Below are 18892 nucleotides of genomic sequence, written 5' to 3'. Positions count from 1 at the left end.
GCGCAAAAGAGAGTTGTTTTTCACGAATAGAAGTCTCTGGAGACTCTTATTGCCAAAGCAACAAAGTAACAAAGCTCCCTAGTTAAATTGGCTATGTTGTTTCTCCCTTATCGTTTCAAAATCTCGATTTTGCGTATTCGGTTATTGTCCCTTTCACGCACAATGAAGGTCAAGGAACGATAAGGCCATTCTTCACCGATGGCAAGCTCTGGCTGCCTGCTGTACAGCCAACCACCAATTGAATCAACATGCTCATCTTGAATGTCAGTTCCCAGCGCGTAATTCAACTCATTTAACAAGACCATTCCATCGACCAAATAGTGATTTTCACCTATGGTCTGGATTTCTTTTATTTCATCTTTATCGAACTCGTCGCGGATCTCGCCAACGATTTCTTCCAGAATATCTTCAATCGTAATTAAACCCGAAGTGCCGCCATATTCATCAAGCAGCAGAGCGATATGGACATTTTCTTTCTGCATCTTCCTGAGCAAAGTTTTCGCGGGCATACTTTCCGGAATCGTCAGCATCGGCTGAAGCAAGCTTTTGAAATCGAAGTCTGGGTTGTGAAGATAGCTTAGGAAGAATTGCTTCGTATTCACGAAACCAATAATATGATCTTTGCTCTCTTTGGCAACTGGAAAACGGGTGTATTGTTCTTTGGCAATAATGCTCAGGTTCTCTTCGAGCGGCTTATCTGCATAGAGGCAAATCATATCTGTCCGAGGTATCATGATCTCACGCGCCAACAAATCGTCAAACGAAAAGATGCGATTCACATAGCCGTACTCGGATTTATTAATCTTCCCGCTCATATAGCTGTCTGACAAAATGATGCGGATTTCCTCTTCCGAGTGTGCTTCTTCATGTTCGCTTGCAGGCTGGACGCCAAAAATCTTAACGAGCTGGTTTGCTGAGCCATTTAATACCCATATAAAGGGATACATGATTTTATAAAAATAAATAATAAGCGGCGCGGTGAGGGTAGAAATGGCTTCTGCTTTCTGGATAGCAAGCGTTTTGGGCGCTAACTCACCAAGGACAACATGAATATAAGTAATGGAAATAAACGCAATACTGAATGATAAAATATGAGATAAAGTGTCACTCACGCCTAGCCATTCAAACAAAGGATGAAGGATTTTCTCGACCGTAGGCTCACCCAGCCAACCAAGTCCCAAAGCGGTAATGGTGATCCCAAGCTGGCACGCAGACAGGTATCCATCCAAGTTGGACGTGACCGTTTGCACGGCTAGCGCATTTTTTTTGCCTTCGGCAACCATTTGGTCAACGCGGCTAGGACGAATCCGAATAACGGCGAATTCTGTAGCGACAAAAATTGCGGTAAGTAAAATCAGAATGGCAATTAACAATAAATTAATAAGCATAATAACCTTCTCTCCATTTTGTTTTATACTTGGATCATTCGTCTTAATGTTATCTTTTTTGGCAGGACTTATCAATTTTCTGACAAAAAAGACCACCGATCTAAGCGATCGGCAGTCTTCCTTGGGTGCAAAGCTATTAGTAGGCTGTCCAGCCAGCGTCGGCTGTAACCACCGTACCGTTAACAAAACTTGAATCGTCAGAGGCCAGAAACAGGGCAACCTTGGCGATTTCTTCAGGTTCGCCAGCGCGTGGATTCAAGCCCATGCCAGACATAGCGCGCTCCATCCCAAATGGGTTAGGGGCGTTAATCGATGTTCCAATATTCGTGCTCACGCCGCCAGGGGCGATAGCATTGCAGCGGATGCCCAGATTGGCATATTGAAATCCGACGTTTTTCGTGAATCCAACCACCGCATGTTTGGAAGCCGTATAGGCTGCGCCTGCGCGGGAACCATACAGGCCTCCGGCTGAAGCAATGTTGACGATAACGCCGCTTTTGCGCTCCGTAAAGATAGGGAGAACTTTACGCGTAGTCCGCATAGGACCTGTGGTATTGATAGCGAAAATTCGCTCCCAGAGCTCATCCGTCAAATCTCCCGCAGGGACGAAGTTATCCATGATACCCGCGTTATTCACCAAAATATCCACGGTGCCGAATTCTTTTACAGTCGTATCTATTAATAGTTGAACGTCTTCTTCTTTGGCTACGTTAGCGGCAATCGCAAGGGCTTGTCCGCCGCTGCTTTCAATGCCGGATACGACGGTTTGAGCCGTCTCGATGCGCAGGTCGGAGACGACCACTTTAGCGCCTTCCGCCGCGAACAGCTCGGCAATCGCTTTCCCCATGCCTGAGGCAGCACCTGTAACAACAGCCACTTTTCCAGATAGTTTCATACGTCATTCCTCCATCATTCCAAATGTTGTTTCAGTCGTTTACGACTGTTTTAAAGGAATATAATCAACAGTTGTTGAATATTAAACATCTGTTACCTAGATTATATAAAACAATGGCGAGGCATTACAATCAGTAAAAGGTTCATGAGTGTTATCTAACGAACAAGATGATTGATTTTGTTCAATAACTTTTAGAAGGAATGAAGATCATGGTGGAAAAAAATAAAAAAGTCGACCGCCGTATTGTTCGCAGTAAAACTGCTTTAAGAGGTGCGCTGCTCTCCTTGATGACGCATAAGCCATTTACTGCGATATCGATTACAGAAATTGTTGAGCTCGCTAATTATAACCGGGGAACTTTTTATTCCAATTATGAGAGTAAAGAAGCTCTGCTTGACGATATTATCTCCGATTTGATCCAACAATTGCTTCAATCCTTCCGAGCGCCCTATGAAAAAGTGAAAGTGTTCCACATTGATGAACTGCACGCCAATTCCGTTATGATTTTCGAACATATTTTTGAGCAGTCTGCCGTCTACACGGTGCTCACCCAAAGTGATGTGCTGCCGAAGTTGAAAGAGCAAATGTTTGGCGCCTTGAAACAAATTTTACAGGAAGAGCTGATTTATCCTGATAAAAGAGAAGACCTCGATCAAGAACTGCTCGCGATTTATTCGATTCATGCTTTGTTGGGGTTTGTATTTCATTGGGTGGAGAGCGGCTTCACGCACACGCCGGGGTATATGCAAGAGCAGTTAGTGAAAATTCTGAACTGGCGTCCTACTACGGCTAGAACCGTACTTAAAAACATTTAATCTTGAGCAGCATTCGGACAAGGCAAAAAACGCTTGAGTTGGCATCCAATTGGCATCCAAGCAGAAGCGTTTTTATGAATTAAATCTAGTAACTTTATGTTTTACGTGATAGGTTCTTTGGCTTTCTTGGCTCGTGGCGTTTTGGCTTTGGGCTTCTTGACTTCGGACACGCTGGCATCCTGTTCCAAAGTTACTTTGCCATCTTGGCTGGTACCATCCGATTTGGTGGCATCGAGACTTGCTTGCAGTGCAGCCATGAGGTCGATGACGCTCGTTTTCTGCAGCGCAGGCGCGGATTGAACTTCCTCGCCAGCCACTTTATGCTCAATCGCTTCCAACAGGCGGCCGCGGTACTCATCTTTGTACTTTTCCGGCTCAAAAGGGGTCGAAAGCTGATTGATCAGCATCTTGGCCATCTCCATCTCCCGTTCATTGACAGTGACCTTGTCAGGAAGATTAGGGACTTGCGAAATCGGACGAATCTCATCGGGGTAGAAAATCGTTTCCATCGCCAGGCAGTTCTCAATCACACGAATCGCGGCGAGCGAACTTTTCGAACGGATGGAGACTTTGGCGATGCCGATTTTGCCGGTTTGCCGCATGGAATCCAGCAGTAGATTATAGGCGCCAGCGCCCGTATCTCCAGGACCGAGATAATACGTTTTTTGAAAATAAACGGGATCAATATCCGTCAAGTTGACGAAATCAAGAATCTTGATCTCTTTATTTGCTTCCCCAGAGATCGTTTCTAATTCATCCTTTTCAAATAGAACGAAGCGCCCAGGCTCGTACTCATAGCCCTTGGAGATCTCTTCCCATTCTACTTCCTTCTCGCAAGTCTGGCATTTCCGAACATAGGAGAGAGGAGTAATACACGTTTTATGTATGTAACGCATCGAGATATCCTTATCTTCTGTTGCCGAAAACATTTTGACAGGCACATGAACAAGCCCGAAACTGATAGCGCCCTTCCAAACCGTATGCATGGCTTCATACCTCCCCAATAACCTTGATTGTACTAGTATTCTCTTGATTCGTTTCCTTTATACGGCAGGGATTTAAGAGAATGGATTGTCTATGGGATGGGAACGTTAAATCTGAAAGTGACTAAGGGCTTTCATGATAAAACAGCGCTAAGGAGAGGTTCACGGATGGCAAAAGAGGCAAATAGTTCCCAAGATACGAGCAATCAGGGGCAAGAAGATCATTTCATGGATATTGACCGCATGATCAACGAGGGCTTGGGGGGCGGCAACGTCACCATTCAAGGCGGATTAATTGAATCTTCGACAACGGATACGATGGACCATCCGGAATCGGTTCTGGATGAGCCATGAACGTTCATCGCGCGCAAGAAATTTTAGCCGCTGACGAGAAGATTACCGTTGAACTGAACGGCCTGCCAGTCTGGATTGACAGTGTCGATGCCAGTAAAGCAGTGGCCAAAGTCCATGCGGAAGAAAATCCGGCCGATTCCAGGTTAGTCACCGTTCAAGAGCTGGAAGAGGTTCACTAGTCTTGAAGAGTGCCGCTAAGCTTGCTCCGATTCAAATCGGGGCGGGCTTTTTTTTCGTTACAGAGTTGATGTTGCCTGCTGGCGAGGACTATAATAGGAGCAGCACGCGCAAACGGAAGAAAGGGATGAGATCACTGACTCAATCCACATTTACCTATGTATCCAGACACGAGGAAGATACCGATCAATTGGGAAAATGGCTGGCTGCTTATCTGCTGCCTGGCGCGGTTCTGACGCTGGATGGCGATCTGGGCGCGGGGAAAACGAGATTTTCCCAAGGGTTCGCAAGAGCGATCGGCATTCGCGACACCGTCAATTCTCCGACATTTACGATTATCAAAGAATACGAGGGAGATGGCCTCCCCTTCTACCATATGGACATGTACCGCATTTCTCAAGAGGAAGCGGATGAACTTGGCTTGGAAGATTATTTCTACGGAGCAGGTGTGACGCTGATTGAATGGTCAAGCTTGATCGAAGACCTGCTGCCACCGGATCGACTGACAATTACGATTACCCAACAGGGGGATCAAACCCGAGTATTTCACCTTACTCCACACGGAGAACCGTATCAGAGCTGGTGTGTACAAATGAAGGAGAACGGACATTTACAATGACTGAACGGACTATACCTACAGGACGATGCTTGGCCATCGATACCTCATCATCTGCCATGACAGTTGCTTTGTTAGACAACGGAAAACGATTAGGTGAAGTCAGCTCCTACGCGGAACGGAACCACTCCATCGGACTGCTTCCTCATATTCAAGAGCTGCTTGCTAAACTGGATCTCAAGCCCCAAGATCTTCAATCGGTTGCAGTGGGACAAGGGCCAGGCTCGTACACGGGAGTTCGGATTGCCGTTTCTGTGGCCAAAACGTTTGCTTGGTCACTGGGGCTGGATTTGATTGGCGTGTCCAGTCTCGAGGCCATTGCTTTAGGCGGCGCAGCGAAAGACCAACAGAGGGGTAATGGACTTACCTGGGTAGTTCCGCTGTTGGATGGAAGACGAAGACAAGCTTTCACAGCTGTATACGCGTTCGAAGGAGCGTCACCATTAACGCCTGATGGCGGGTTATCGGCTAGTTGGCATGAAGTGCTGCCTGACGGCATTCGCGTAATTGGACCATGGACAGCCCAAATCCTAGCATTAATCGCTTCTGCTGAGCAAAAGCCGCAAGCGATTCTGTTTGTTGGTGAAACAGAAGGGTTCAATGATGAACTTGACCACTTCGCGCAAGCGTGGCAGGGCGCTGCAACCAAACTGTCTTATGGCATTGAAGCGCACTTTATCGGGATTCTGGCCTATCCGAGGTTGGCTAGAGGAGAGAAGGCGGACGTGCATACTTTCGTCCCCAATTACACTAGACTTCCGGAAGCAGAGGCTAATTTGTTGGCCGGCATTGTAACGAAGAAGGGGGATCATTGATTATGGAGCAGCGTCAGCCCCAAACGACAGAAAATGCGATGGTGTTCCGTTCTATGAATGCGGCGGACATCCCTTATATATGTGAAATTGAAGAAGAAGCGTTCACGACGCCTTGGACCAAAGGCGCTTTTGAGAACGAGTTGACGAATAATCAATTCGCGCATTATATGATTATGGATATCGAAGGCGAAGTGGCCGGATATGGCGGCATGTGGCTCATTATGGAAGAAGCGCATGTGACGAATATTGCTGTTCGCAGTACGTATAGGGGGCGCAAACTGGGGGAGCGGCTCATTCGCGAATTGATGAAAACCGCCGCTTTCTTAGGTGCTATTCGCATGACATTGGAAGTGCGCGCCTCGAATTATGTCGCGCAAAATTTGTATGAAAAAGTCGGTTTCCGCTCCGTTGGCGTGCGTAGAGGGTACTACACGGATAATCGCGAGGACGCCGTTATTATGTGGGTGGATTTGCCCAAACGAGGAAGGGAAAGTCTCGGAGATTGAGGCTTTCAGCAGGTGAAGCGCGTGACGAAAGATAACGAGCAACAGACAATAGTTAATGAGCAACAGACAATAGAACAAAGAAATGCCACCGTTCAGGAGACGAAGCCGGTTTATATTTTGGCTATCGAGACAAGCTGTGACGAGACGTCTGTGGCGATAGTCGAAAATGGTAAAATCATCCGCTCCAATGTAATTTCCAGCCAGATCGAAACGCATCAACGCTATGGAGGCGTTGTACCGGAGGTGGCTTCCCGCAAGCATGTGGAATCGATCACATGGATGCTGGAGGAAGCCGTTCAAGAAGCGGGCATATCGCTGCAAGAGTTGTCTGCGATTGCCGTAACAGAGGGGCCCGGGCTGATCGGGGCCCTGCTGGTGGGTGTCGTCGCAGGCAAAGCTTTGGCCTGCGCGCTGGATCTCCCGCTGATTGGTGTCCACCATATCGCGGGTCATATTTATGCGAATCAACTGGTACATGAGCTCGAGTATCCGTTGATCTCGCTCGTGGTGTCCGGCGGACACACCGAGCTGATTCACATGGAAGGGCCGGGCCAGTTCCGCATCATCGGGCGCACGCGCGATGATGCGGCTGGCGAGGCCTACGACAAGATCGCCCGGGCCATGGGCCTGCCTTACCCGGGCGGACCGCATGTAGATCGGCTTGCGCAGGAAGCCGAATCAGAGATCAAGATGCCTCGCTCCTGGCTCGAGGCAGACTCCTACGACTTCAGCTTCAGCGGGTTGAAATCCGCTGTACTGAACGTCGTCAACCAAAGCAAGATGCGCGGCGAAGCTGTACAAGTCGCGCAGATTGCCAAGGGCTTCCAAGCCTCCGTCATCGACGTGCTTGTGGAGAAGGCTAGTCGTGCCGTACGGGAATACGGCGCCAAACAACTGCTGCTCGCGGGCGGCGTCGCCGCGAACAAAGGGCTGCGCAGCAGGCTCGCCGAGCGCTGCGCAGAGCTGGATGTCCCGCTGCTGGTGCCGCCGCTGGGCCTTTGCACGGACAACGCTGCGATGATAGGCGCAGCTGCTTTCCTCAAGTGGGACAAGCAGGAATTCGACTCGCTGGAGCTCAAAGCTGAGCCGCAGCTCAAGCTCGAAGAGTGGTAGGCTCCCAAAGCGGAAAAAAATAAATTTTCAGATCATGGTATTGACTTTGCCAAAATCGCATACTATAATCACAATCAATACTTTCAAACGCAACGAACGGGAATAGTAAGGATGAACAGTTTCGCTCAGAGAGCTGTGCGCTTGGTGAAAGCACAGACGAAACAGAACCTGAACTCGCCCGGGAGCGGTAAGGCTGATAAGGATGCCAAGGATCCAGCACCCAAGTAGGTCTTGACGGTTGACCCCCGTGATCAGGTACATGAGTGGTTTCGAGCGTAACAGCTCGGATCAATTAGAGTGGTACCGCGGAAGGTTCAAGCCTGTCGTCTCTTATATAAGAGATGGCAGGCTTTTTTGGTTGTTCTGAAAGTTACAAAACATAGAATAAACGCAATGAACAAGAGTAGTAAGGGCTCCCTTGAACGGTACAGAAAGCTGCGGGTTGATGCGACGCAGACCGTGAAATCCCTGAACTCGCTTGGAAGCGGTCATCCTGAGCAGCAGTGGCAAGAAGCTGGTAGGGATGAACGGATGACCTCCGTGATCAGGTGATCTAGTTGGCAGTATGCGCTGACTGGATCTGAGGTGGGCTCCCTGACAGGAGTCAACAAGAGTGGTACCGCGCTGGGTGAAGACCCGTCGTCTCTTATGTGGAGATGACGGGTCTTTTTGTCGTCTGCGGAAGGGGAGGAAGAGGCATGGATAAAGTGATTGACTACTACAACCGCTTCGATGAATGGGGTCGCCTTGATCGTGAGCCTGTGGAAATGATGATCAATTGGCATCATATCCAGCGTTATCTGCCGAAGCAAGGACACATTTTGGATAACGGGGCCGGGCCTGGCAAATACGCCATTGAATTAGCGAAATGCGGTTATGAAGTTACCTTGACAGACTTGACCCCAAGACTGGTCGAACTAGCGCGTGACAAGGTGGAGGAACAAAAGCTTACGGGATTTTTCAAAGGTTTTCATATTGCGGATGCCAGGGATTTGAGCTTGTTCCATTCAGAGGCATTTGATGCTTCGATGATGCTGGGCCCGTTATATCATTTGCAAACCCAAGAGGATCGAGATAAGGCTGTGCAAGAATTGCACAGAGTAACGAAGCCTGGCGGGATCGTGTTCGTTGCCTGTATGACCAGGATACGACATATCATGACATCCTTGATGCACCCTGGGCATTGGCAGCCCAATGATAATATGACGGACATTCAGACTTTTGCGGAAACAGGGATTTTCAATCACTCGGATGAAGGCAGATTTACAGGTGCTTATTACTTTAACATCGATGAGATTAACCCCTTTATGGAGTCGCATGGCTTCGAAAGTCTCAAACTGATTGGCTCTTCCAGCATAGTCGGAGCTTTGAAGTCGGATCAATTCGATTATTGGCGCGATCGCGGCGAAGCGGAATTCCAAGCATTTCAGAAACTGATTTTTGAAGCAGCGGAGAGCCCTCATATGCTAGGGACTTCCTCACATCTCCTGTATATCGGCAGACGAAAATAAATCAATAGCCAGTTGCGGCTGGCCCAAACCTTAGGAGGAATTTAACCATGGAAACAACAAACAATCGACGTATTCGCATTTTTGACACGACACTGAGAGATGGCGAGCAGGCGCCGGGCGCATCGCTTTATCCGGAAGAGAAGATTAGAATCGCCAGACAGCTTGCCAAGATGGGCGTCGATACGATCGAACCGGGGTTCCCAATCTCAAGTCCTGGGGATTTCCAAGCTGTACAGCAGATTTCCCGCGAACTGCAGACCGTTGAGATTTGCGGTTTCGCCAGAGCGATGAAAGCGGATATCGATGCTGCGGTCAAAGCGACACAAGATGCGGCTTCGCGCCGCATTCACATGTTCCTCTCGTCATCGGATATTCATCTCGATTTCCAACTGCGCAAATCCCGTCAGCAAGTGGTTGAGATGGCGCGCTCGATGGTCGGATATGCCAAGCAATTCGTAGATCGCATCGAATTCTCACCGATGGATGCAACACGGACAGGGGACGAATTCCTTTTTGAAGTGCTGGAAGCCGTGATTGCTGAAGGGGCTACAATCCTTAATATCCCGGATACAGTCGGTTATGCACTGCCGGAAGAATATGGCGCGATGTTCCGCAGAGTGCGCCAAAGTGTAAGGGGCGGCGAGACGGTTGAATACAGCGCTCATTGCCACAATGACCTTGGTCTTGCAGTGGCGAACAGTCTGGCTGCGATTGCAGCAGGTGTCACACATGTCGAAGTCACAGTCAATGGCGTTGGAGAACGCGCAGGAAATTGCTCGCTTGAAGAACTGGTCATGGCGATCGAAACACGCAAGCATACGATGGGTGTGGAAACAGGGATCGTGTCCAGTGAGATTTTCAACACATCCAAAATGATCAGCCGCATCATGGGCTTCCCGATTGCTTACAACAAGCCGATCGTCGGCCGCAACGCGTTCCAGCATGAAGCGGGCATCCACCAAGACGGACTGCTGAAAAACCGCAATACCTATGAAATTATGGATCCAGAGAAGCTGGGTATTCCACGGTCCATGATCATTCTGGGCAAACATTCAGGACGCCATGCTTTGAAGCATCGGGTGGGGCAGTTCGGGATCGAGCTTACCGGGGAAGAACTGGATAGCCTGTACACCCGTTTCAAAGCGAAAGCGGATGAACAAAAAATGGTGACGGACGATCAGCTTCTGGAGCTTGTCGGTTCCACGGTTGATGGTCAAATGGAGCCTTTCACTCTGGTCCATGTGCAGCTTATATCCAACAGTGACCAGGATCGAGTCGCTTCCGTTGCGGTGAGAGACAATCAAACCGGTGTGGAGAAGGTATTCTCAGGAACAGGAGAAGGCCCGATTGAAGCCATCGTTCAGAGTCTAAGACAAGCGATTCCGATGGAAGTCGATTTCTCGGATCTGGAGCTGCATTCGTTATCCACAGGTGAAAAAGCAACCGGAGAAGCCGAAGTTACTATTTCCGTGGGCGGCCAAACCTACAAAAATACAGGGATCGACCAGGATGTCCTTGTCGCCGTAGCCAAGGCGTTCATCTCGGCCTGCAACCAAGCTATTCGGATGCATAACCAGCCGGCAGGAACAAGCGAGGCAACGACAGCTTCTTAAATCATGCTGTGCATTAAATTGTAAGAAAACTTAGATATATACACGCCCTGTTTGCAAAGTTATACACATGCCCTGTGTACAATGTGTATAACTAGTGGAAAAGCACAATTACCAACGGTTTCAAAGTAGAAATGAAAAGAATAACTTTTTCACAACTTTCTGGGGATAATGTGGATAAGTTTGTGGAAAACATACGAAAAGTGCAGTGGGGGGCGGGTTTAGCCCCTCTTTTTTATGTGGATAACGATGTGGATAAGAATTTGGAGGTAGAAATAGCCTAATTTAAATTATCGGAACAATCCGTCAGTGGATACTTTTTGGATTGGAGGAAAATGCTAAAAGCAAAAAATGTGGAGGATTCTCCTTGAAACTAAAAATGACAGGCTATTTTGTGGGTATCTTCCTAATTTTGTTGGAGTTGTCCACAAGTGCGTATGGGTTCGAAGCTCAAAATGAGCGATCCATCCACAAAACGATGCAAGATAAACAGGTGACGCTCATTTCAATCCCAGGTCTATCCTTTATAGAATTGAAGTCTGAACAGCTGGATGTGCTGCCTCATCTTAGGCGAATGATCGAACAAGGTGCGATCGGGGCTATGAATATACGTACTGCTAATCGCACGATGCGTGATGTGTACATGTCAATGGGGGCGGGCGAGCCTACAGTTGGATTAGCGGATTTGCAGGCGTTTGAAGCCGACGAAATGTGGCACGGAACACTTATTCCGACATTAAGGGAGCGTTATATAGGCAAGAACGTGGGAGATAACAGTCTGCAGTTGAATCCGGATTCATTGATTGTGCCTGATATTGCACGGCTGCTCAAGGTGAATGCCAAAAAAGCCTACGGTCCCGGGATGCTTGGCGATTTATTGAAAGCATATGGCATTCAGCGGACTGTAATCGCAAGCGGTGAAGAGAGCCATATCTCAAGCGAGGATGGGGATAAAGTGAGGCGTTATAGCCCTCTTATGCTGATGGATTCCAATGGTCTTGTGGATAAAGGAGTACTTGGTCGCGGTGTTTTGACCGCTGCTGTGGATAGACCGTTCGGTGTAACGACCGATTATGCAGAAATGCTTGCTTTGTTGGGCAAAAGGGAGCCGTCCAGCGTGTATCTGATAGAATTTGCTGATTTGTACAGATTGTACGCAGACAAGGAGCATTACCCGGAGGCACGCTTTCAAGAATTGAAAACACAAATTCTACTCGAAATGGATCAATGGTTTGGACAATGGATGTCTATCATGAAGGATAAGGAAAGTTTGTGGCTGTTCTCACCTGAGGTTCATAGCGAAGCTGCCAAGGGCAAAATGTATCTAGCTCCGCTTGTGCATTATACCCGAATGAGCCAAGGCGGATTACTAGTGTCTGAATCTACGCGAAGACCGGGTGTGGTGACGATGCAGGATTTTACAAGTACCCTCATGGATGAATGCCATATTCCTCTCCCGGCGGGGCTTAGCGGTTTGCCTTTATCCACTTCGCTCAAGGTCAATGCCCTTGGAGATCTGCAACAGGAGCTTAGCAGCATTCAGATGATTTATCGCAGCCGACCACTTCTCTTGTATCCGTTTGTTACTTGTGAAATGATTGTTCTGCTTGTTAGTTTGCTGTATGTCATGTGGGTGAGAAGCGGGAGATTTCCTTGGCGTAGAACGGTGCGTACACTCTTGTACGCTTTGCTTGTAGCGCCAGCTGTGATGCTGATATTAGGGCTTATAACGGTCCCTTTGACCAAAGTTCTAGGCATAGAGAGTTCGATCCTGCTGTTGATTGTTCTCTTTATTGGCGGGAGCTTGCTGCTTTCTGCAGCGCTTGAACAAAGGACTTTGTCCACAAGTATGATCTGGCTTGCCTACGGAACCGCAGGGATCATTATGCTGGATGCCTGTATAGGCTCGCCTGCGATGAAATATGCTGTGCTGGGTTACGATCCAATGATTGGCGCGCGCTATTATGGCATCGGCAATGAGTACATGGGCGTGATGATTGGCGCCCTTGTGCTAGGCGTGACGGCGGCTTTGCAGCGCCGCGGTCGTCCCGTGCTGCGCGGCTTCGGGCCGATCGCGGCGTTCTTGCTCGTGACGGTGTGCCTGGCGGCACCGTCACTTGGCGCGAACGCGGGCGGCGCACTGAGCGCCGCGGTCGCCTTCGGCGTAGCCGGCGTGCAGTGCTTCGCCGGCGGCCGCTGGCGCGAGCTGCGCCTGGGCAGGGGCGCAGCCCTGCTGACGGCGCTGCTCGCGCTGGGGTTTGGGGCGCTGTGGCTGCTCAACAGCGCTGATTCTCCCGCGGCGGCTGCGCGGGAGAGCCACGTCGGGCGCGCGTTTCACGCGCTGCGCGCCGGGCAGTTCGATCAGATCGGCTATCTGATCGAGCGCAAGCTGCGGATGAACGCGCACCTGCTGCGCGCATCCGCATGGAGCAAGGTCCTCATCACGAGTCTATTCGTGATGGCGGTCCTTGTGCTCCGTCCTCGAGGCCGCCTCCGCGTGTGGAAGGCCGAGAACCCGTACTGGATGTACGGGTTCTCGGCTAATATGATCGGAGCCATCGCAGCGCTGCTGCTGAATGACTCCGGCATTGTGGCTGCGGCGACGATGATTATATTCGTCGCCGTGCCGATGCTGCTTCTGCGCTTGCAGGAGCTGGAAACGACTTTGTCGACCGCTGAAGAGTGAAACCAGAGCGTTCGCTCCTGCTGAGTTCGCGGATCCGCCAATCCGGCCCGATGACTGCCGCCGATAAGAATGATTTACAGCGCTAAAGGCTGAATCCGTAGCGCCCGCTTCAATTTAACGCTGTAAAACAACGTTACAGCGGCAAGAATTAGCGAATCCGGCCCGACCGGCAGCCGATAAGGATGATTTACAGCGCTAAAGGCTGAATCCGTAGCGCCCGCTTCATCTTAACGCTGTAAAACAACGTTACAGCGGCAAGAATTAGCGAATCCGGCCCGATGGGCCGCCGATAAGGATGATTTACAGCGCTAAATGCTGAATCCGTAGCGTCCGCTTCAACTTAACGCTGTAAAACAACGTTACAGCGGCAAGAAATAGCGAATCCGGTGTCTTTTGGGGTTGCTATCTGCGCAGATCAAGAGCCTCATAGAGGCTCTTATCCCTGGTTGTTGTGCGGAAAAGCAAGCTAGTTGAAGGAATAGAAGCCTTTGGAGGCTGCTATCTGCGCAGAAAGTGGGTGTTTACGAAGTGGGTGTTTGCGCGGATCAAGAGCCTCATAGAGACTCTTATCCCTGGTTGTTGTGCGGAAATGCAAGCTAGTTGAAGGAACAGAAGCCTTTGGAGGCTGCTATCTGCGCAGAAAGTGGGTGTTTACGCGGATTAAGAGCCTCTAGGAGTCTGTCCGACGAAACAGGAGTTAGTCAAACAATTCCGAATAAGTAGTAATCAGACTTCAAAAGGATGTGTCGCAGGCATGGCTAAATTCAAAGCATATACCACAGAGCAAGGTGAACTTCTACCTATCTATTTAAGTGAGTGGGTAACAGATGACCATGAAGCTAGACTTGTCAGCGATATCGTCGAGCAATTAGACCTATCTGCCATTACCGACAAATATTCCAAGCGAGGAGAAGAAGCTTATCATCCTGCCATGCTGCTCAAACTATGGTTCTATGGATATGCGACAGGCGTCTTCACGTCTAGGAAACTTCAAATAGCTACGAAAGAAAGCATTCCTTTTCGCTGGTTATGTGGCGGATACCTGCCAGACTTTCGTACGCTGAGCGACTTTCGGAAGAACCACCTGAATACCCTTCCAGGTTTATTCAAACAAGTCATACAAATCGCTATGGAACTGGGCTATATCTCGCTCGGGCATGTGAGCATTGACGGTTCTAAAATAAAGGCAAGCGCCTCTAAACATAAATCGATGTCACGTGAGCGTATGCAAAAACGCCTCGTTCAATTGGAAGACGAAGTCAGGCAAGCATTGGAGTATTCTGCTACCGAGGAAATGTTGGAGGAACCCCATCCGACGAGTCCTTCCCTATCGTTGGAGGAACGCTATGCCCGCATCGCGCAAATAAAATCTGCGCTGGAGAATTTGGAAGAACAGCGGCCAGCGGAACAGGCCGAATCTCCTCAGAGCGATCAATTTAATTTTACCGATGCCGACTCTCGCATCATGAGCACACGGAACCAAGGTGTCATTCAAGGCTACAATCCACAAATTGCCGTAGACAGCGATCATGGCTTCATCGTTGGACTTCAAATGAGTAACCAAACAACCGATCAACAGCAGTTTGAAAACGTGCTTCATTCCATGAAAACAATGACAGGAGATAGGCCTCAGAAGCTGAGTGCTGATGCAGGGTATTTTAGTGCGTCCAACATTGCAGCGGCGCTGGAGGCTGAAGTGGATGCCTACATTGCTGCCGATCGCGAAAACAAAAAAAAGAATAATGCCTACGACAAGACCAACTTCACTTATGTACCTGAGCTAGATTATTATCTCTGCCCTGCTGGCAAAGAGCTTACACTAAAACGAACCGTGCATGCAAATGATGCGGAAAAACCAACGACATGGGTCTATGAATGCAGCGCATGTAGCGAATGTCCTTTTCGAAACGAGTGTGTAAAAAGTAAAACAGGGAAGCGTTCCATCACTCGTAGTGAACATGATCCCCTGCGAGAGGAGATGCGAACGAAAGTGCAAAGTGATGAGGGGAAAGCCATTTATCGAATGCGCAAGGCGATCGTTGAACCGATATGGGGACAGTTGAAGGAGGTTCAAGGATTTCGCCAATTCCATTTGCGTGGCGAGGATAAAGTATCTGGGGAGTTCATGCTGCTAGCTCTAAGTCACAACATCCGAAAACTGCATGCTGCGAAATATCCCAAACCAGCTACTTTGTACAAACGGGAGAGAGCTGCCCGTAAACAAAGAGCGGCTTGATGAGAGGGAGTAAGCTATGGAAAGGCCGGATTGTACAGGGAACAACTACGTATAAAGAGCACTCATCGTTCAGTTTCACGATGAGTGCTCTTTATTTGCTTTCGTCGGACAGACTCCTAGAGGCTCTTATCTCTGTTTCTAGTTTCGGTGGAAAAGCGAGCTGATCCGGCCTAGCAGAGAGGTCAATAAGGCGCTCCCGCTCCAACGTCAGGCAAGCAGCCCTTCCCACTCCTCATAAATCGCCGCGAGTAAGCTTTTACGCTCTTCAACGGCAGCCGTCTTCTCCTGGACGAGGACATAGTTGTTGTAAACCTCGGGATCCGCAAGCTCAGCCTCCAAGGCAGAGATCTCGTCTTCCAAACGGGCGATGTCCTGCTCGAGCTGCTCAATTTTGCGTTGGCGGCTGCGTTCTTCTTTCTTAGCCTGTTTGTCCGCTTCGTATCCGCCGCCGCTTGTGCTCTCTGCCTTCCCGGCGCTGGAGCCGCTGGCGGCTTTTTTCTCTGCCTCTTTGGCCAGACGCTTGGTCTCCATTTCGGCCAGTTCCGCTTTTTTCTCCACGTAATCGTCGTAGTTGCCCAAATAGCTGGTGAGTCCATCCTTTTGCAGGTCGAGCATGCTCTCTGCCATTTTGTTCAGGAAATAGCGGTCATGAGAGATGAACAGCAGGGTGCCTTCATAGTCCATCAAAGCCGACTCCAGCACTTCTTTGCTATATAAGTCCAGATGGTTGGTAGGCTCATCCAGGATCAAAACATTCGCTTTTTGCAGCATCAATTTCGCCAAAGCCACACGCGCTTTCTCGCCGCCGCTCAAGGAGGCGACTTTCTTGAATACTTCTTCACCGCTGAACAAAAAGTTGCCGAGCACGGTGCGAATCCGCGCTTCCTCCAGATGAGGGTACGTGTTCCACACCTCTTCCAGTACACTGTTGGAGGGGGTTAGGCCGGTTTGCTCTTGATCATAGTATCCGATAGTGACGCCTGTCCCCCATTTGAAAGTACCTGCGTCTTGCTTGTGCTGTCCGATTAAAGTTTTGAGCAGGGTTGATTTGCCTACGCCGTTGGGTCCGATGAGAGCAGCGGTTTCAGAGCGGCGAAGTTGGAAAGAGACACCGTCCAATAAACGATTTCTGCCATCGTAGGAAAGCGCGATGCGATCAACCTGGAGCACTTCTTTCCCTGACGTTTGGGCGATTTCGAACGAAAAGGAAGCCCGTTTCAAATCCCCCATCGGCTTATCTAGTCGATCCATTTTCTCGAGCTGCTTGCGGCGGCTCTGCGCTCTCTTGGTCGTAGAAGCGCGCACGATATTGCGCTGCACGAAATCCTCCAGCTTCGAAATCTCCTCCTGCTGCTTCTCGAATTGTTTCATTTCAATTTCGTAATTGGCTTCTTTGATTTCAATGAATCTTGAGTAGTTGCCTGTGTATCGTTTGGATGAATTTCGCTCAATTTCATAAATCGAAGTCACCAGCGCATCGAGGAAAAAGCGGTCATGAGAGACGACCAGTATCGCGCCTGGGTAGCCGCGCAAATAACCTTCCAACCACGTAAGTGTCGGGATGTCCAAATGGTTGGTAGGCTCATCGAGCATGAGCAGGTCGGGTTCTTCCAACAGCATTTTGGCCAGTGCTAGCCGTGTTTTTTGACCGCCGCTGAGGGTTTGAACACGTGTATCCGGAGGAAATTGACCGAAGCCCATGCCGTGTAAAATGCCGCGGATTTTCGCCTCAATTTCATAGCCGCCTTGCTCGCGAAACCACTCGGAACGCAGGGCGTAACGATTCATCGTGGATTCGTATTTTTTTTCATCCGAAATAAGCTCAGGATCTGACATCAAGGCTTCCAACTCGCGAAGCTCCCGCTCTGTCTCCAATAAAGAACTGAATACGCTGAGAAGTTCATTCCAGATGGATTTGTCCGTTTGCAGGCCGCTATTTTGTTTTAAATAACCGATCTTCGTTTCTTTTGCTTTGAATAAATCACCGCTATCATAGGACATTTCCCCGGCAATCACTTGGAGCAGTGTCGATTTGCCAGCGCCGTTCACGCCCACTAAACCGATCCGTTCCCGATCTTCAATTTGAAGCGTTATATTGGAGAGTACCGGACGTACTCCATAACTTTTGGAAATATTCGAAACTTGCAACAACATTTGCAGCTACCTCCTGCTTATTAATGAAACAATCTCTGAACAACTGCTTGGTACGGGACAAGTAAATCCCATCAATTCACTAGTATACACCATGCAAGCGGGCATCGTATGCTTAATTTTGCATACATTCAGGCGGAGTAGGGGTGAGGGAATGGGACTTTTGCGGCATATTAGATATGTAAGCAGTTTGATTTTGCTTATCCTGTGGATGCAAATAGCAGCTATTTCCTCTGAACAGGTCGGCCTGACTCCAAAAGTACTACCTGCAGCTGTTCAAACAACTACACCAGCAGGCTTGACCATAATGACGTTTAATATTCACCATGGCGAAGGTTTAGATGGTACTGTGAATATGAAGCGAATTGCAGCGCTTATTGCAGGGGGACAGGCAGATATTATCGCCTTGCAGGAAGTTGATCGTTACCGTTTGCGCAGCGGGTTTGTGGATCAGGCTAAGGAGCTCTCTGACCTGCTGGGGATGCAGATGGTTTTTGCACCAAGTCTAACCTATAGGGTAGGGCAATTTGGCAATGTGATTCTTAGTCGTTTTCCGATCAAGGATTACAGCTATGAGCTGCTCCCAGGGAAGCTGGAAACGAGAAGTCTGCTGACAGCTACTATTCAAGTAGGTTCGGAATCCGTGCAGGTAGCCGCTACACACTTAGGCCTCTCGCAAGCGGATCGTACAGCGCAGTTGGCGCGTATCTCAGAGATTTTGGCTGGGAGCAAGGAGCCGTTGATTGTTGCTGGCGATTTTAATATGGAATTAGAGTCATTTTTGACAAAAATGGACATCATGAAACTCACAAACATTCCATTACGTCCAACGATGAAAGCGACATTGGCAGATGGTAAAAGCATCGATGATTTGTTCACGAATTGGCCTCATATCGGTTCAGCATGGACGATTCCTACGAATTATTCGGATCATTTTCCAGTAATCACGCGCATTCCGCTGGGGTCTTGGGTACGAGTATAGTTTTTTTCCTTGTTTATGTTAAAATGGGGGAAACCACTCCTCGTTAGGGAAGGG

16 protein-coding genes and 2 other annotated features are annotated in these 18892 nt (G+C 49.1%); of the genes, 12 read left to right on the top strand and 4 right to left on the bottom strand.

What is annotated here, in order from left to right; translation table 11 throughout:
• Positions 1–107 precede the first annotated feature (107 nt).
• Entirely contained in the window at positions 108–1388 is a 1281-nt protein-coding gene (locus LOZ80_RS26265) for a hemolysin family protein (protein WP_238167430.1), read from the bottom strand.
• Positions 1389–1524: 136 nt separating this feature from the next.
• Entirely contained in the window at positions 1525–2283 is a 759-nt protein-coding gene (locus tag LOZ80_RS26260) for an SDR family oxidoreductase (protein ID WP_238167429.1), read from the bottom strand.
• Positions 2284–2492: 209 nt separating this feature from the next.
• On the opposite strand from LOZ80_RS26260, the gene LOZ80_RS26255 reads away from it, so the two are divergent.
• Positions 2493–3098, top strand: a complete 606-nt coding sequence (locus tag LOZ80_RS26255; protein ID WP_238167428.1) for a TetR/AcrR family transcriptional regulator — start codon at positions 2493–2495, stop codon at positions 3096–3098.
• 101 nt (positions 3099–3199) lie between these two features.
• Here LOZ80_RS26255 and ku read toward each other — a convergent pair whose 3' ends face one another.
• The gene (gene ku, locus LOZ80_RS26250) at positions 3200–4084 is read right to left on the bottom strand and encodes a non-homologous end joining protein Ku (RefSeq protein ID WP_238167427.1); all 885 of its coding nucleotides are present in this window, start codon (positions 4082–4084) and stop codon (positions 3200–3202) included.
• 165 nt (positions 4085–4249) lie between these two features.
• On the opposite strand from ku, the gene LOZ80_RS26245 reads away from it, so the two are divergent.
• From LOZ80_RS26245 to LOZ80_RS26200, 10 genes are all read left to right on the top strand, one after another.
• Positions 4250–4435 carry a hypothetical protein gene (locus LOZ80_RS26245; RefSeq protein WP_189020615.1) on the top strand — a complete coding sequence of 62 codons (186 nt, stop codon included), beginning with the start codon at positions 4250–4252 and terminating at the stop codon, positions 4433–4435.
• Entirely contained in the window at positions 4432–4614 is a 183-nt protein-coding gene (locus LOZ80_RS26240) for an H-type small acid-soluble spore protein (protein WP_189020617.1), read from the top strand. The genes LOZ80_RS26245 and LOZ80_RS26240 overlap by 4 nt, the downstream gene beginning before the upstream one ends.
• Before the next feature lie 125 nt (positions 4615–4739).
• Positions 4740–5231 (top strand): tRNA (adenosine(37)-N6)-threonylcarbamoyltransferase complex ATPase subunit type 1 TsaE, encoded by a 492-nt coding sequence (gene tsaE / locus LOZ80_RS26235; RefSeq protein WP_238173122.1) that lies wholly within the window; start codon positions 4740–4742, stop codon positions 5229–5231.
• Entirely contained in the window at positions 5228–6043 is an 816-nt protein-coding gene (tsaB, locus tag LOZ80_RS26230) for a tRNA (adenosine(37)-N6)-threonylcarbamoyltransferase complex dimerization subunit type 1 TsaB (RefSeq protein ID WP_238167426.1), read from the top strand. Before tsaE ends, tsaB begins: the two co-directional genes overlap by 4 nt.
• 2 nt (positions 6044–6045) lie before the next feature.
• Complete coding sequence (gene rimI, locus LOZ80_RS26225; protein WP_238167425.1) at positions 6046–6549, top strand: ribosomal protein S18-alanine N-acetyltransferase; 504 nt, start codon at positions 6046–6048, stop codon at positions 6547–6549.
• A gap of 69 nt (positions 6550–6618) precedes the next feature.
• Entirely contained in the window at positions 6619–7662 is a 1044-nt protein-coding gene (gene tsaD, locus LOZ80_RS26220; protein ID WP_238173121.1) for a tRNA (adenosine(37)-N6)-threonylcarbamoyltransferase complex transferase subunit TsaD, read from the top strand.
• Between the two features lie 83 nt (positions 7663–7745).
• Positions 7746–7996: a binding site (T-box leader), on the top strand.
• A 50-nt stretch (positions 7997–8046) separates the two neighbouring features.
• Positions 8047–8312 (top strand) — a binding site (T-box leader).
• Positions 8313–8360: 48 nt separating this feature from the next.
• Positions 8361–9173 (top strand): class I SAM-dependent methyltransferase, encoded by an 813-nt coding sequence (locus tag LOZ80_RS26215; RefSeq protein ID WP_238167424.1) that lies wholly within the window; start codon positions 8361–8363, stop codon positions 9171–9173.
• A 47-nt stretch (positions 9174–9220) separates the two neighbouring features.
• Positions 9221–10786, top strand: coding sequence for a 2-isopropylmalate synthase (locus LOZ80_RS26210; protein ID WP_238167423.1), 1566 nt, complete (start codon positions 9221–9223; stop codon positions 10784–10786).
• Positions 10787–11150: 364 nt separating this feature from the next.
• Complete coding sequence (locus LOZ80_RS26205) at positions 11151–13469, top strand: hypothetical protein (RefSeq protein WP_238167422.1); 2319 nt, start codon at positions 11151–11153, stop codon at positions 13467–13469.
• A 754-nt stretch (positions 13470–14223) separates the two neighbouring features.
• Positions 14224–15705, top strand: coding sequence for an IS1182 family transposase (locus LOZ80_RS26200; RefSeq protein ID WP_238167421.1), 1482 nt, complete (start codon positions 14224–14226; stop codon positions 15703–15705).
• A 207-nt stretch (positions 15706–15912) separates the two neighbouring features.
• Here the strand turns inward: LOZ80_RS26200 and LOZ80_RS26195 are convergent, their stop codons facing one another.
• Complete coding sequence (locus tag LOZ80_RS26195; protein WP_238167420.1) at positions 15913–17859, bottom strand: ABC transporter ATP-binding protein; 1947 nt, start codon at positions 17857–17859, stop codon at positions 15913–15915.
• A gap of 151 nt (positions 17860–18010) precedes the next feature.
• Between LOZ80_RS26195 and LOZ80_RS26190 the strand changes: the two genes are divergently transcribed.
• A complete protein-coding gene (locus tag LOZ80_RS26190) occupies positions 18011–18838 on the top strand; it encodes an endonuclease/exonuclease/phosphatase family protein (RefSeq protein ID WP_238167419.1) in 828 nt (275 codons plus the stop codon).
• The last annotated feature ends 54 nt before the right edge of the window (positions 18839–18892 follow it).

The organism is Paenibacillus sp. HWE-109, from assembly GCF_022163125.1.
GTDB lineage: Bacteria > Bacillota > Bacilli > Paenibacillales > NBRC-103111 > Paenibacillus_E.
This window is presented reverse-complemented; position numbering and strand designations above follow the sequence as displayed.

What these genes read in the sequence shown, in the direction of transcription:
- LOZ80_RS26265 (WP_238167430.1), bottom strand. Translation starts at nt 1,388, where the DNA reads ATGCTTATTAATTTATTGTTAATTGCCATTCTGATTTTACTTACCGCA.
- LOZ80_RS26210 (WP_238167423.1), top strand. Translation starts at nt 9,221, where the DNA reads ATGGAAACAACAAACAATCGACGTATTCGCATTTTTGACACGACACTG.
- LOZ80_RS26260 (WP_238167429.1), bottom strand. Translation starts at nt 2,283, where the DNA reads ATGAAACTATCTGGAAAAGTGGCTGTTGTTACAGGTGCTGCCTCAGGC.
- LOZ80_RS26255 (WP_238167428.1), top strand. Translation starts at nt 2,493, where the DNA reads ATGGTGGAAAAAAATAAAAAAGTCGACCGCCGTATTGTTCGCAGTAAA.
- LOZ80_RS26245 (WP_189020615.1), top strand. Translation starts at nt 4,250, where the DNA reads ATGGCAAAAGAGGCAAATAGTTCCCAAGATACGAGCAATCAGGGGCAA.
- LOZ80_RS26200 (WP_238167421.1), top strand. Translation starts at nt 14,224, where the DNA reads ATGGCTAAATTCAAAGCATATACCACAGAGCAAGGTGAACTTCTACCT.
- tsaE (WP_238173122.1), top strand. Translation starts at nt 4,740, where the DNA reads ATGAGATCACTGACTCAATCCACATTTACCTATGTATCCAGACACGAG.
- tsaB (WP_238167426.1), top strand. Translation starts at nt 5,228, where the DNA reads ATGACTGAACGGACTATACCTACAGGACGATGCTTGGCCATCGATACC.
- LOZ80_RS26240 (WP_189020617.1), top strand. Translation starts at nt 4,432, where the DNA reads ATGAACGTTCATCGCGCGCAAGAAATTTTAGCCGCTGACGAGAAGATT.
- LOZ80_RS26190 (WP_238167419.1), top strand. Translation starts at nt 18,011, where the DNA reads ATGGGACTTTTGCGGCATATTAGATATGTAAGCAGTTTGATTTTGCTT.
- rimI (WP_238167425.1), top strand. Translation starts at nt 6,046, where the DNA reads ATGGAGCAGCGTCAGCCCCAAACGACAGAAAATGCGATGGTGTTCCGT.
- LOZ80_RS26195 (WP_238167420.1), bottom strand. Translation starts at nt 17,859, where the DNA reads ATGTTGTTGCAAGTTTCGAATATTTCCAAAAGTTATGGAGTACGTCCG.
- ku (WP_238167427.1), bottom strand. Translation starts at nt 4,084, where the DNA reads ATGCATACGGTTTGGAAGGGCGCTATCAGTTTCGGGCTTGTTCATGTG.
- LOZ80_RS26215 (WP_238167424.1), top strand. Translation starts at nt 8,361, where the DNA reads ATGGATAAAGTGATTGACTACTACAACCGCTTCGATGAATGGGGTCGC.